We start from the raw sequence: 14,798 nt of genomic DNA, 5'->3' as shown, positions 1-14,798 counted from the left end.
AGTGCGGCGTACCCGTTTAGAGAATTTGCGCAGCCTGAAGGGCTTGGCTTAGGTCCGCCAGAATGTCATCGCTGTGCTCGATGCCGATTGATAGGCGGACCATGTCGCGCGGCACGCCGGCGCGCTCCAGCTCTTCATCATTGAGCTGGCGGTGGGTGGTTGACGCGGGGTGGCAGGCCAGCGATTTCGCGTCGCCGATGTTCACCAAGCGCACCACCAGCTTCAGGGCATCGATAAAGCGTGCACCGGCTTCCTGGCCGCCAACAATGCCGAACGACAGGATTGAAGCGGGTTTGCCGGCGCAATACTTTTGCGCCAGTGCGTGTTCTGGGTGGTCCGGTAGGCCCGCGTATTTGACCCAGGCCACTTGCGGGTGATCATGCAGGTAATGCGCGACTTTAAGCGCGTTCTCGCAGTGACGCTCCATGCGCAGGGCCAGCGTCTCCAAGCCTTGCAGAATCAGGAAGGCGTTAAACGGCGACAGCGCTGCGCCGGTATTGCGCAGCGGCACCACGCGGCAGCGACCGATAAAGGCGGCTGGGCCGAAGGCTTCGGTGTAGGTCACGCCGTGGTAGGACGGGTCTGGCGTGTTCAGTAGGGCAAAGCGTTCTTTGTGGTCAGCCCACGGGAATTTACCGGAGTCGACCACCATGCCGCCGATGCTGGTGCCGTGGCCGCCGATGTATTTGGTGAGCGAGTGCACGACGATGTCTGCGCCATGCTCGAATGGGCGGCAGAGCATGGGTGTGGCCACGGTGTTATCGACGATCAGCGGCACGCCATGGCGGTGTGCAGCAGCAGCCAAGGCGGCTAAGTCGACGATATTACCGGCCGGGTTACCGATGGATTCGCAGAATACCGCCTTGGTTTTATCGTCGATCAACGCTTCCAATGCGGCGATGTCGTCATGGGCGGCGAAGCGCGTCTGAATGCCAAAGCGCGGCAGGGTATGGGCTAGCAGGTTATAGGTGCCGCCATACAGCTTGGCCACCGAGACAATGTTGTCGCCAACCTCGGCCACGGTTTGGATCGCGTAGGTAATCGCCGACATCCCCGAGGCCACGGCCAGCGCGCCAACGCCGCCTTCCAGTGCGGCTATACGCTCTTCGAGCACGGCGTTGGTCGGGTTCATGATGCGTGAATAGATGTTGCCTGCCACCTTCAGGTCGAACAGGTCGGCGCCGTGCTGGGTGTCATCAAAGGCAAAAGAGCTGGTCTGGTAAATCGGCACCGCCACCGCTTTGGTGGTTGGGTCAGGGGTGTAACCGGCGTGAATAGCCAGCGTTTCCAGTTTCATGCGCACGTTCCTTCCGGGCAGATTCAAGGGTGTGCAGCATGGACAAATCAGCCCGGCTTGGTCAATGCGCGCGCGCAATGAAACGGAGTTTGATTGAGCTGATTGTCTACCTTAAACCGGGACCAGCGGCCAGAACCAAGGGATGACAAAGCTGGCCACAATCCACAGGATAATATTCAGCGGGATACCAACTTTCATAAAGTCGGTGAAGCGATAGCCGCCGGCGTTGTACACGAAGGTGTTGGTTTGGTAGCCAATGGGCGTGGCAAAGCTGGCGCTGGCCGCAAACATTACCGCCACCACAAATGCGCGGGGATCGACGCCCAAGTGCTGAGCCATGCCGATGGCAATCGGGGTGACCAGCACCGCCACGGCATTGTTTGAGAGCATTTCGGTAAGGATCGAGGTGAGCAGGTAGATAAAACTCAGCATCAGCAGTGGGCCGGCCCAGGGCATCCAGCCCATCACATTCTCAACCATCATTTTTACCAGACCGACCTTTTCCATGGCGATGCTGATGGCCAGCATGCCAAAGATCAGGCTGAGGATCTTCCAGTCCACCGCCTTGTAGGCGTCTTCCACGTCCAGGCAACGGGTGGCCAGCACGGTGACGGCGCCGATAATCGCCAAGCCCTCGATAGGCATCACGCCAAACGCGGCGAGGATCATCACGCTGAGGGTGGCGATAATCGCAATGGGCGCTTTGTCACGGCGGAAGGCGCGCTCCTGCACGGCGTTGAGGCTGATCAGCTCACCGTTGTCGGCGAAGCGCTTGATCTGCGTCGGCGTGCCTTCCACCAGCATCACATCCCCGAACTGCAACTCGAAGTCATCAAGGTTGCCTTGGATGTTCTCGTCTTGGCGGTGCACGGCGAGCACGGCGATGCCGTAACGCGCGGTGAGGTCGAGGTCGCGCATGGGGCGGTGGCTGTAACGCGAGTTACGCCCGACGATGGCCTCAGCAAGGATCACGTCATGGCTGCTGATGGTTTCAAAGGCATCGCTGCGGTTGAAAATCAGATGACCGCTGCCACGCAGCTCAACCACATCCTTGACCTGACCGTGCAGCACCAACTGGTCGCCAGCCAACAACAGCGTGTCGTTGCCGGGTTCGGTGAGCTGCTGTTCGTCGCGGAAAATTTTCAGCACCTTCAAGCCGCTGCCGCCGTTGAGATTGGCTTCGTGCAGGGTCTTGCCGATCATCGGCGAGTCGTGTGGCACCAGCAGCTCGGTCATAAAGGTGCGCACTAAATCTGGGCGCAGTTGCTTAGACAGCGTTTCACGCTCGGGCAGCAGGTGGCGGCCTATCGTCAGCAGGTAGAGCATGCCGACGGACGCGAGGATCAACCCGGCTCCGGTGATTTCAAACATGCCGAAGGGTTCCAGGCCGGCTTTACGCGCCACGCCGTCGACCAAGATATTGGTCGAGGTACCGATCATGGTCAGCGTACCGCCGAGGATGGTGGCGTAAGACAGCGGAATCAGCAGCTTGGAAGGCAATGTGCCGGCGCGGCGGGCCAGTGAAATGGCCACCGGCGTGAGAATGGCCACCACTGGTGTGTTATTCAGAAAGGCCGAGATCACCAGGGCGGTCACCGTCAGGCCGGTCAGCACGCGGATCGGGCTGGTGCCGACTAAGTTGCCCAGCCAATTGCCCAAGGCGTCAATGCAGCCGGTGCGTTCCAGCGCTGCAGAAAGGACAAACATACAGGCGATGGTCACCGGGGCTGAGTTACTCAGTACGCTGAGCACTTCCGCTGGCGTCAGTAACTGGCTGACCAGCAGCGCCGCCACAGCGATGGCCGCGACGATGTCCGGGCTCCACTTCTCGCGCACAAAGGAATACAGCAGCCAGACCAGCAGCGCAGAGACGAACAGCAGGGGCAGTGGTAGAGAATCCCAGAACATGGACATCCTTAGCGGCAAGTCTCGTGCGAAGCAGCAGGCGCGGCAAATACAGGCTGACGGCTGCGCAGGGCGGAGAAGATAAGGGTTGCTGCTTAGAGAGTCTAAGAATGTTTGGGAAGGTTTATATGCCTTTTCGGTTTAATAGATAAGCCGATGCCGGCCGCTCTACCGCGCACTGTGGCGCTGGTTGCAGCCTGCAGCGCCTGTCGGGCAGTGTGTAGGGTGGATGGCGCTCTATCCATCCACCGTGGCAGGTGTGGTGGATGAAAAAGGCGTCATCCACCCTACGGCTATCGCGCACTGTGCGCCACGCGCTACGACGAGCAGCTGATTTCCAGGTGTTTGCCCCACTCCGGTGGGCGCTGGGCGTAGCGTTCAAATTCTGCTTGTTCATCGAAGGGGTTTGACAGCACCTGATGCAGTTCGCGCACCGGGGCGTAATCGCCTTGTTCGGCGGCTTCAATGGCCGCTTGCGCCAAATAGTTGCGCAGGATGTATTTCGGATTGGCAGTGTGCATACGCGTGCGCCGCTGCGTTTGCTCAGCACCGTCTTGGGCGCTGCGCAGGAGGTAGTCAGCAGCCCATACGTCGAAGCCGGCCAAGTCGGTAAAGTCGTCACGCAGCCGTGCCACAGCCACAGCTGCCGGGCTGTCGCCAAGCGCGCGGAAGAAGCGGCTGTAATCCACTGCGCTGCTTTGCATCGATTGCAGCAGGCGTTGCACCAAGGCCTCGTCGCCGTCGTCGGCGCTCAACAGGCCCAAGCGTTTACGCATCAGGTCGAGGTAATGCGCCTGGTACAGCGGCAGAAACAGGCTGAGGCTTTCGCGTAGCGCGTCCACTTCAATTAGCGGCACAAATGCTTGGCCGAGGGCGGCGAGATTCCATTGGGCGATGGGCACCTGATTAGTAAAGCTATAGCGCCCGGTGTCATCGGAGTGGTTGCAGATAAAGTTGGCGTCGAAGTCATCAAGAAAGGCATACGGGCCATAGTCAAAGGTGATGCCGAGGATCGACATGTTGTCAGTGTTCATCACCCCGTGGCAGAAGCCGTAAGCCTGCCAGTAGGCGATCATCTCGGCGTTACGCTCGATAATTTCGCGGAACATCGCCAGATAGGGCTGCTCATGTTGCAGGCATTGCGCGTAATGGCAGTGCAACACGTGCTCAGTCAGCTGTTTCAGGTGCGTGTGCTGCTGGGTGTAGTAGAAGTATTCGAAGTGGCCGAAGCGCACATGGCTGGGCGCGAGGCGCAGGACCATGGCGGCGCGTTCCTGCTTTTCACGCCACACTGGGGTGTCCGAGCCGGTCACGCACAGCGCCCGTGAGCTGGGGATGCCGAGGGCATGCAGGTGCTCGCTTGCGAGAAACTCACGGATTGATGAGCGCAGCACCGCGCGCCCGTCACCCGACCGCGAGTAAGGCGTTTGCCCGGCGCCTTTGAGGTGCAGGTCCCAATGTTCACCGGCATCGTTGATCACTTCACCGAGCAACAAGCCGCGGCCATCGCCTAAGCGCGGGTTGTAGCCGCCGAATTGATGCCCGGAATACACCATGGCGCGCGGCTCGGCGCTGCTCCACAGCTTGTGACCGGCGAATATCTGGGCGAAGACCTCGCTGCTGGCTTCGCTTGGGGCGAGGTCGAGCAAGGCCATGGCCGCGGCACTGGCGACGACCAGACGTGGCTCGGCAATCGGCTCGGGCAGCACATGGCTGGAAAAAGCCTCGCCGAGGCGGGCGAAGCGGTTGTCGAACTGCAGCTCAATCAGCGCTTTCACAGTCAGGCTCCAGCCGGGCACGACGGCCCGGCAGCAGTGAGAATTTAGGCCCGCCTTGCCAGCTGCCGCCCTGAGTTACAGCGGGTCAGCGATGGTTGCGGGTGGCAGTTGATTTTGCTTGGCGGCGGCGGCAGCGCCTGCAGTGATCAACTCCCCGGTGTTCAGGTTGAGTTCATGACCCTGCAGATTCTTGATCGTCACATCGACTTGGTTGAACGCCATCTCCACGTTGTGCTCGCGGAAGCTCAACGCGATGCGCGTGAGAATTTCATCAGTGGCGGCATTGCGGTCAGCCAGCTCGCGCACATGGAAGCGCAGTTCATGGTCAAAGGTGCTGGCGCTGATGGTCAGGAAAAACAACAACGGCTCCGGGTCACGCAGCACGCGCGGGTTTTCTGTGGCCGCCTGCATCATCAATTTGCGCGCCAGCGGCAAATCGGTCTCATAGGCGACACCGATTTTCACAATGACTCGGGTGACGGTGTCATTCAGTGACCAGTTGATCAGTTGGTCGGTGACGAAGGTCTTGTTCGGCACGATGATTTCTTTGCGGTCGAAATCAGTGATAGTAGTGGCGCGAATACGGATCTTACTGACAGTGCCGGACAGGTTGCCGATAGTCACCACATCGCCGATGCGCACCGGGCGCTCGAACAGGATGATCAGACCGGAGATAAAGTTGGCAAAAATCTCCTGCAAACCGAAGCCCAGACCCACTGACAGCGCCGCCACCAACCATTGCAGCTTGTCCCAGCTGACGCCAAGGGTCGACAGGGTGATAACAAAGCCAATGCCGACAATGGCGTAAGACAGCAAGGTGGTGGTGGCGTAGGCGCTGCCTTGAGCCAGCTTGAGTCGTGACAACACCAACACTTCTAGCAAGCCGGGCAGGTTGCGCCCCAGCGCCACCGTGATGCCGATAATCACCAGCGCACCCAGCACATCGCTGAGGCTGATGGGCACCAGGGTCGCGGCATCACCGCTGCCGCTGCTGTATTCATAGAGGGCAATATTGTCGAGGTAGGCGAACACCGAAATCAGGTCTGCCCAGACCCAATACAAGCCAGCGACAAAGGTGCCAAGCAGGGCCAGGCGAATCAGCCGCAGTGATTGCTGGTTGACCTGCTCAATATCCAGGGTCGGCTCCTCAATGACGGCGTCTGTGCCCTCGACGCCTTCTTTGCTCTGTGCTTGGCGCTTGCTCATCGCACGTTGATAGGCCAAGCGCCGCGCTGCCACCGAAAGGCCGCGGACGAAGGTGGCTTCGACGATCAGCCAGATCATTAGCAGGTAGAGGGTGGTGATCAGGCGGTCACTGAGTTTCAGCGCGGTGTAGTAATAGCCGAAGCCGACCGCGATGATCAGCGCCAATGGCAGCAGGCTGAGGGCGATGCCGATGAGCATGCGAAAAGCCGAGGCATGTTCGCGTGCCGGACCGCTGAGCAGCAGTTTGTGCAGCAGCCAAACCATCAGGCCATAGCAGCTAAGCACCACCGTTAGGCCGATAACATCATCACCGAGAGCGGCCGGTTGATGTTTAGCCACCGTCACCACGGCCACCAGCGCCATTACCACTAAACCTAAACGGCGTACTTGCCGGTGTAAGAATGCGGCTTGTGGCCGCCCCCAGCGAAAATGCAGCTCAGCCACGCCGCCGTCGGCCAGGATGCGGTAGGCGGTATAGAACACCAGCCAGGCCTGAGCCATCTGGAACAGCGCTTCACCGAGGTTGACGTTTTGCCCACGGGCGTCCATCTGCAGAGCAAAGCCGCACAGCGCTAAAAACAAGGTGCCCGGCAGTGCCAGTAACAGGTTGAGCATGATCGCCATGGGCGTATGCAACTGACTGTCGCGCTTAAAGTGTCCGATGTCATGGTGCAGCTCACCGAGCTTGCGGTACAGGTAGCCGCGCTTCCACAGCAGCAGGGCAATCAGCAGCAGCAACGGCAGAAACAGCAGCGGTCGTTCGGTTAGCCCAGCCCCCAGCTGGCGCAGGTTAGCGCCCCAAGGCAGCTCAGCGATTTGCCGCTCCAGCAAGCGCGGCACCGATTTGAACCATTCCAGGTCCAGTGGTTTGTTGCTAGGGATCCAGAACATCTGCTCATCAAGGGTGGCGCGCAGGGCTTCAGCGGTGGTTTTTAGCTGACGTTGATTGAGCTGCAGCGTGATCGACTCATTGAGCAGGGCATTCAGCTCGCGGTTGAGGCGGTCGATCAGCTCGCGGCGTGTATCGATGATGCCCAGCAGATCGTTGCTCAGCGTTAGGTTGTCCACTGAGCTGTCCGGGGCGGCGTTAAGCAATTGCTCAACATAAGCGCTGGGGTTGTTGGTGGCCTCACGCTGCTGGTTTAGCTCAAATTGATAGAGGCGCAGGTCGGCGATTTGATCAGGTAAGCTGCTGTCGATCTCCAGCGTGGGCAGCGCTTGCTGCTGCTTATAGAGGATGCGTGAGAGCAGCAGGCTGCCCTGCAGTACGCTGATTTGCTCTTCCAGGGCCTGATCGCTCTGGTTGAGGCTGTCGAGTTGTTGTTTAGTTTGCAGGTTCAGGCGAGTCAGCTCATTGAGCCGGTCGGTGGCGCGCAGCAAGTAGTCGGACAGCTTCAGGTTCACCGCACTTTCTTGCGCCAGCAGGGTGTCGGTGCCCGCTTTCTCGGCTTCACGCGATTGCTCGGCCACAGTCTGCACGGACAGGCTGCGGCGTTTTTCGTTGATCAGATTCTGCAGGTCGAGCAGCTCTTGTTCGAGGCGCTTGATGCGTTCTTCAAGCAGGCTGCGGCGGCTGTTGCCGAGGTCCTGCAGCAGGTTGTTGCCGGCCAGTTCCTGACGGCGCAGTTGGGTTTGCGCATCAAGTTTGCCCAGCTCAGCATTTAGTTGGGCACGGCGTTCGCTGCTCAACGGTTTGCTGGCGTCACGACCGCTTTTAAGAATGCTGTTAATTTCCTGGCTGCGGGTTTGGTTGCTGCTGATTTCCGCTTGTGCGCGTTCAGGGCGGGTTTGGGCGGTGATCACCAAGCTGTTGGCTTCGATGATCTGCTTTTGCCATTCGTTGAGTTGCGCATTGCGCTCGGCCAGTAGTTGTTCAAGCTGCGGCAGGGCACTTTTTCCGTAGCGCAGAGGAACCTGAGTGGGGGTGCTTTTCTTCAGTCGCTCAAAGTCGCGCTGCGCTTCACCGATCAGGCGTGGCGCTTGTTGCAGCTGCTTTTCCAGCGTGGCCTGACGCTCTTCGCTGTCGGTCTTTTCGGCCAGCAGCGCTAAGGTTTTTTCTAGCGTTTGCTTGATGCTCAGCTGCTCAGCTTCTGGCAGCTTGCGATCGGCAAGGCTGTCCAAGCTACGTTGCACGTCAGCACTGTTCGGCAGCTCGGCGGCATGCAGTGGTGTTGCGCTCAGGCAAGCGCCGAGCAGGACTACTGTCAGGTAAGTACGCAGAAAAGACATAGTGATGATCATTGGCTCGAAAAGACGCTGAGTTTAACAGGCGCTTAGGCAAGCGCATGTGCCCGGTGTAACGGCGTTAGGCTGGATAAAAGAAAGAGCGTGTTAGAGGCGCCGGCGGGTTAAAGGAACAGCCCAGGCCCTGGCCGACTGCCTTCGGGGAATCTGACGCCAACTTTACGGATCTTGTTCCCCTCTATTGACGCCACGGTCCAGGTTAGGCCTTGCCACTCCACCTGATCACCGACCACCGGTGAGCCGCCAATTTTGTGGGCGATAAAGCGTCCTAAGTGCAGCTGGCCCTCTGCGCCTTCCAGTTTCAGGCCGTAAAGTGCGGCGATAGCCGCCAGTTCAGCATCACCTTCGAGAACAAAATCACCGAAAAAGCGCAGGTCTTGGCCGCGTGTGGGCGCTTGGCTAAACAGCTTGCCGAGGGCGGGCAGGTCTTTTTCGTGGCCCACGACACAGAGCAAATCGCCGGATTCCAACGTGGTACTGCCAGAGGGGTGCAGCAGTTCTGTGCCACGAAACAACGCGCCAATACGCGTGCCGGCGGGCATTTTCAGCTCGCGTAGGGGCGCGCCGATGCACCATTTCTCCGCGCCCAAGCGGTAGATAAACAGCTCCCACTGGCTGGTCGGATGAACGTCCAGCCCGGCGCGTGACACGGGAACGGGCTCGGACGGTACGGTGACGCGCAGCAATTTAGCCGCCCAAGGCAGGCTGGTGCCTTGCAGCAACAGCGACACCAGGACGATAAAGAACGCCACGTTAAAGAACAACTGAGCATTGGGCAGCCCGGCCATAAACGGGAACACCGCGAGAATAATCGGTACCGCACCGCGCAAGCCGACCCACGCGATGAAGATTTTCTCGCGGTCATGGAAGCTGCGAAACGGCAGCAGACCGAGAAACACTGACAGCGGCCGCGCGAACAGAATCATCCACAGGGCCAAGATCAACGCCGGCAATGCAATCGGCAGTAATTCGTGGGGAGTGACCAGCAACCCGAGGACCAAAAACATGCCGATCTGCGCCAGCCATGTCAGGCCGTCGAGCATATGCAAGATGCCGTGACGCGAGCGAATCGGCCGATAACCAAGCAGCAGGCCACACAGATAGATCGCTAAAATACCGCTGCCACCGACCGCATTGGTGATGGCGAAAATGATCAACCCACCGCTGACCACCAACAGTGGGTACAGACCATTGGCCAGGTTCATGCGATTGACCAGGCTTAGTAACAGCCAGCCACCTCCCAGGCCGAACACGGCGCCGATACCAAACTGCTGCAGCAGTTGCAGCAGCAGGCCCCAGCTCAGGCCGTCTTGACCGCTGGCGAGCATGGCGATCAGGGTGACGGTGAGGAATACGGCCATCGGGTCGTTACTGCCGGACTCGATTTCTAGGGTGGCGCTGACCCGTTCGTTCAGCCCGCGGCCGCCGAGCAGGCTGAATACTGCAGCCGCATCGGTGGAGCCGACGATGGCCCCGATCAACAGGCCTTCCATCCAGCTCAGTTTGAACAGCCAAGCCGCCATCACGCCGGTCAGCCCGGCGGTCACCATGACGCCTAAAGTGGCCAGCGACAGGGACGGCCACAGGGCCACGCGGAAGCTCGACACGCGGGTACGCATGCCGCCATCGAGCAAGATGATGGCCAGCGCCAAATTGCCGACTAAGTAGGCCAGTGGGTAGTTGTTGAAGATGATGCCGCCTGGCCCGTCCGTGCCCGCGAGCATGCCGACTGCCAGAAAAATCACCAGGATGGGGATGCCGAAACGCGAGCCGAAGGCGCTGACCAGAATGCTCATGGCCACCAGCATGGCACCGATCAAAAACAAATTATTGATGGTGCTGGCGTCCAAGGCGCGATCTCCGGGCAGGTAGGTGGGCGGCCATTGGGTAGGACGCGTGCCACCAATTCTAACCGCTGCCTGTGTGAGTCGTTGAAGAAAATGCCATCTGCACCCGGCCCAGTGGGCTGCGCTGGCAGCTGCCATACACGCTTTTTTGCAGCGTTAAACACTGCCCCTATAAAAACGCCCCGCATTTAGCGGGGCGTCGGGGGTTGCGTATGGGGTGGCAAGATTAGAACCAGGCGTCCTGCATGCTCAGGCAGGTATCGTTACGAGCCTCGAGGATGTCTAGGTCATGCTGGCAGCTGGGCACTTCCCACGTCAGGAAGTAACGTGCCGCCTGCAACTTGCCCTGATAAAAATCAGCGTCCGCGGCGTTACCCTCTTTATTAGCGATACGCGCCAAGCCTTCTTCAGCACGGATCGCCTGCTCCAGCCAACGCCAGCCGATCACGGTGTGGCCAAACACTTTTAGGTAAAGCGCCGAGTTAGCCAAGCCTTGGTTGATTTTGCCGCTCATCAGATCACCCAGTAGGGCTAAGGTCACGGTCTGCAGGCGCGCCAGCAATTGTTCCAGCGGCTGGCGCAGGGTCGTCAGCGAGGTATGAGCTTCGGCGCGTTGGCAGGTGCCGTGGATCAGCTTGAGCAGCTGCTTAAGGGCTGCGCCACCGTTCATCGACACCTTGCGCCCGAGCAGGTCGAGGGACTGGATGCCATGGGTGCCTTCGTGGATCGGGTTGAGGCGGTTGTCGCGGTAGTACTGCTCCACCGGGTAATCGCGGGTGTAGCCGTGGCCGCCGAGGATCTGAATAGCCAGATCATTGGCCTTTAAGCAGAACTCCGAAGGCCATGATTTAACGATCGGCGTCAGCAGGTCGAGTAGCTCAAGTGCTGTGCTGCGTTCTGCCTCGGTCGGCAGTGTCTGGGTGTCGTCGAACAGCCGTGCGGCGTACAGACCGAGGTCGAATGAACCTTCAACATACGCTTTCTGGGTCAGCAGCATGCGCCGTACATCGGCATGCTCGATGATCGCCACCTGATTGGAAGTCGGGTCTTTGCCGTCGGGCAGGCGACCTTGCGGGCGCTGCCGGGCGTAGTCCAGTGAGTACAGGTAGCCGGCGTAGCCGAGCATGACCGCGCCCATGCCAACGCCGATTCGCGCCTCGTTCATCATTTGGAACATGTAGCTCAGGCCATGGTGCGGCTTGCCCACCAAGTAGGCGACGCAATCCGCGTTATCACCGAAATTCAGCGCAGTGGAGGTGGTGCCGCGCCAGCCCATTTTGTGCAACAGCCCGGCCAAGACCACGTCATTGCGCTTACCCAGGCTGCCGTCATCGTTGACTAAAAATTTTGGCACGATAAACAGTGAAATACCTTTCACCCCGGCAGGCGCATCCGGCAGCTTGGCCAGCACCATGTGCACGATGTTTTCACTGAGTGGGTGATCGCCACCGGAGATAAAAATTTTGTTGCCCTTAAGGCGATAAGTACCGTCTTCGGCGGGTTCGGCGCGGGTGCGGATATCCGACAGCGACGAGCCTGCATGGGGCTCGGTGAGGGCCATGGTGCCGAAGAAGCGGCCATCAATCATCGGCTGTAAAAAGCGCTGCTTTTGTTCCGCGCTGCCAAAGTTCTCGATCAAGTTAGCCGCGCCCATGGTCAGGAACGGGTACGAGGTGGTCGCCGCGTTGGCCGACTGAAAATGCGCAAAGCACGCTTGTGAGAGTAGGTTTGGCAGCTGCATACCGCCCACCTCGAACTCACGCGTAGCATTCAGGAAGCCAGCTTCAAGGAAGGCATCCACTGCCGGCTTGACCTCAGGTATCAGCACCGCTTCGCCGTTGATGTACTGCGGCTCGTGCTCATCATTTTTACGGTTGTGCGGGGCGAACAGGTTTTCCGCGATGCTGCGCGCGGTGTCGATGGCCGCCTCAAAGGTGTCGCGGCTGTGCTCGGCAAAGCGTTCGCGCTGGGTCAAACCCTCGGCGTCCAACACTTCATAAAGCTCGAAAGCCAGGTTACGGGAACTGAGCAGGGACTCGGACATGGGGATACCTCCGGTTGCAATGGGCCGAGTCTAAGTAGCCTTGAACTGGGCTCCCAGCACTATTAATAAGCGTGATAGCTGGCCGTTGGGCAAACCGAGGTAGCCCGGATAAGCTTAAGCGCAATCCGGGGGAGGCAATCCGCAGGTGTTTCTCGGATTGCGCCGCGTGCCGCGTCTTATCCGGGCTACGGGCAGGCTACGGCGGTGCGGCCTATTGGGCAGGGCTTTGTAGCCCGGATAAGCCTAGGCGCAATCCGGGGGAGGCAATCCGCAGGCGTTTCCCGGATTGCGCCGCGTACCGCGCCTTATCCGGTCTACGGGCAGGCTGCGGCGGTGCGGCCTATTGGGCAGGGCTCTGTAGCCCGGATAAGCCTAGGCGCAGTCCGGGGGAGGCAATCCGCAGGTGTTTCCCAGATTGCGCCGCGTACCGCGTCTTATCCGGGCTACGGGGCGAAACCTTTGGCCAGTTCGGCGGTTAATTCGGCGGCGCTTATGGCCTTACAGCCGTTGACATTTTGCCCGGCCCAGAGCGGTGAAAAGTCTGCATTGCCTTGTTTTTCCGCCTGACTGCGCAAGGGGGCAATAGCTGCGGTAGCCAGCGGAAAAGCCGGTGCAGCCGAGCTGATCGGGCCGAGCTCGCGCATCACCCGGTTGACGATGCCGCGCGCCGGACGGCCGCTGAACACGTTGGTCAGCGCCGTATGCTGGGCCGCCGGGCTAAACAAGGCGGTGCGATGCAGGGCGCTGGTGTTGGCTTCTGGGCAACACAGGTAGGACGTGCCAATTTGCACACCGGCCGCGCCTAGAGCCATAGCTGCGCGCACGCCTTGAGCATCGGCAATACCGCCAGCGGCGATGACCGGAACGTTTACCGCTCTAATGATCTGCGGCAGCAGGGCGAAGGTGCCGAGCTGGCTGCTTAGCGCCTCGGTCAGGAACATGCCGCGGTGGCCGCCAGCCTCAAGCCCTTGGGCAATAATCGCATCGGCCCCGTTGGCTTGCAGCCACAGCGCTTCCTCAACTGTGGTTGCCGAGCTGAGCACCTTGGCCCCGCAGGCTTTGACCCGCGCCAGCAGCTCGGCCGAGGGCAGGCCAAAGTGAAAGCTCACCACCGCCGGACGAAACGCTGCCAACACCTCGGCCATCTCAGCGCTAAACGGCTGGCGACCGGGGCCATTACTTATGCTCGCCGGGTCGACGCCCAATTCAGCGTAATAAGGCGCCAGCGCCGCGCGCCAAGCGGCATCGCGTACGTTATCGACCGCTGGCGAGGTGTGGCAGAAGAAGTTGAGGTTGTAGGGTTTATTGGTTTTACCGCTCAACGCCTGCAGTTGCTCGCGCAAGCCTGCCGCATCGAGCATGGCGCAGGGCAGCGAGCCGAGTGCGCCGGCATTGCTTACCGCCACGGCTAGATGGTGATCTTGAACCCCGGCCATTGGGGCTTGGATCAGGGGCAGCTGAATGCCCAAAAGCGCTTGCAGATGCATGGCAGTTCTCCGAAGCCGGGTTGAGTAGCGCTCACCGTACGGACCCGCCCCGTGCATGGCAAATGCCGCGGCCTCATTGCCCTGTTAGACTGCGCGGCCATAGGAGCCTGCCCGATGAACTACCGCCACGCCTTCCATGCCGGCAACCATGCCGATGTGCTGAAACACTATGTGCTGAGCCGTTTAATTGCCTTGCTGTCACGCAAAGAAGCGCCCTTTGCTTACCTCGACAGCCATGCCGGCATTGGCCTGTATGACCTGCGCGGCGACCAAGCCAGCCGCACGGGTGAATGGTTACAAGGCATCGCCCGGCTGTGGCAAGCCACGGATGTGCCGGATGCGCTGCAGGATTATCTGGAAGTGATCCGCGCCATGAACCTTGATGGTGAGTTGCGCCACTACCCTGGCTCACCGGAGCTGGCGCGTCTGTTGACCCGCGAGCAAGACCGCCTGCACCTCAACGAGAAGCACCCGGAAGACGGTCGCCTGCTCAAAGAAAACATGCGCGGCGACCGCCGCGTGGCGGTGCACTTGGGCGAAGGCTGGCATGTGCCGCGCGCCTTGCTGCCGACTCGCGAGAAGCGCGCGCTGCTGCTGATCGACCCGCCGTATGAGCAGGTTGATGAGCTGGAACGCTGCGCGCAGTCGCTAAGCGAAGCCATCAGCCGTATGCGCCAAGCGGTGGTGGCGATCTGGTACCCAATTAAAGACCTGCGTCAGCTGCGGCGCTTTTACAGCGACCTGCAAAAAAGCAAAGCACCCAAACTGCTGCGCATCGAGCTCTATGTGCACTCCACTGATGAGCCGACTCGGCTGAATGGGTCTGGTTTGGTGATCAGCAATCCGCCGTGGGGCTTGGAGGATGAGCTCAAGCAAACTCTGCCGTGGTTGGCCCAGTTGCTCGGCCAGACCCAAGGCGGCTGGCGCATGGATTGGTTGATTGAAGAAGCGTCAGTTTAAGCGCTGCAGTCGCAGCCCAGCTGCGCTTGC

Annotated in this window: 8 protein-coding genes; 1 reads left to right on the top strand and 7 read right to left on the bottom strand. The window is 60.0% G+C overall.

Features of this window, described 5'->3' with window-relative positions; genetic code table 11:
- Positions 1-16: 16 nt before the first annotated feature.
- The 7 genes from WF513_RS15450 to WF513_RS15420 all read right to left on the bottom strand — a co-directional run bounded on the left by WF513_RS15450 (position 17) and on the right by WF513_RS15420 (position 13,808).
- The gene (locus tag WF513_RS15450) at positions 17-1,297 is read right to left on the bottom strand and encodes a bifunctional O-acetylhomoserine aminocarboxypropyltransferase/cysteine synthase (RefSeq protein ID WP_339080292.1); all 1,281 of its coding nucleotides are present in this window, start codon (positions 1,295-1,297) and stop codon (positions 17-19) included.
- A 111-nt stretch (positions 1,298-1,408) separates the two neighbouring features.
- Positions 1,409-3,205: an SLC13 family permease gene (locus tag WF513_RS15445; protein WP_339080291.1), complete on the bottom strand. Its 1,797-nt coding sequence runs from the start codon at positions 3,203-3,205 to the stop codon at positions 1,409-1,411.
- Between the two features lie 314 nt (positions 3,206-3,519).
- A complete protein-coding gene (locus tag WF513_RS15440) occupies positions 3,520-4,980 on the bottom strand; it encodes a YdiU family protein (protein ID WP_339080290.1) in 1,461 nt (486 codons plus the stop codon).
- A 75-nt stretch (positions 4,981-5,055) separates the two neighbouring features.
- Positions 5,056-8,415 (bottom strand): mechanosensitive channel MscK, encoded by a 3,360-nt coding sequence (gene mscK, locus WF513_RS15435; protein WP_339080289.1) that lies wholly within the window; start codon positions 8,413-8,415, stop codon positions 5,056-5,058.
- Between the two features lie 119 nt (positions 8,416-8,534).
- Positions 8,535-10,280, bottom strand: coding sequence for a potassium/proton antiporter (locus WF513_RS15430; RefSeq protein WP_339080288.1), 1,746 nt, complete (start codon positions 10,278-10,280; stop codon positions 8,535-8,537).
- Positions 10,281-10,503: 223 nt separating this feature from the next.
- Positions 10,504-12,321: an acyl-CoA dehydrogenase gene (locus WF513_RS15425; RefSeq protein ID WP_339080287.1), complete on the bottom strand. Its 1,818-nt coding sequence runs from the start codon at positions 12,319-12,321 to the stop codon at positions 10,504-10,506.
- Positions 12,322-12,764: 443 nt separating this feature from the next.
- On the bottom strand, positions 12,765-13,808 hold the full coding sequence (locus WF513_RS15420) for a nitronate monooxygenase (RefSeq protein WP_339080286.1): 1,044 nt from the start codon (positions 13,806-13,808) through the stop codon (positions 12,765-12,767).
- 114 nt (positions 13,809-13,922) lie between these two features.
- Between WF513_RS15420 and rlmJ the strand changes: the two genes are divergently transcribed.
- Entirely contained in the window at positions 13,923-14,768 is an 846-nt protein-coding gene (gene rlmJ, locus WF513_RS15415; RefSeq protein WP_339080285.1) for a 23S rRNA (adenine(2030)-N(6))-methyltransferase RlmJ, read from the top strand.
- Positions 14,769-14,798 lie beyond the last annotated feature (30 nt).

Origin of the sequence: Pseudomonas sp. TMP9 (assembly GCF_037943105.1) — a bacterium.
GTDB lineage: Bacteria > Pseudomonadota > Gammaproteobacteria > Pseudomonadales > Pseudomonadaceae > Aquipseudomonas.
Note: the sequence above shows the minus strand (reverse complement) of the source record. Positions and strands in the feature narration are given on the sequence as shown.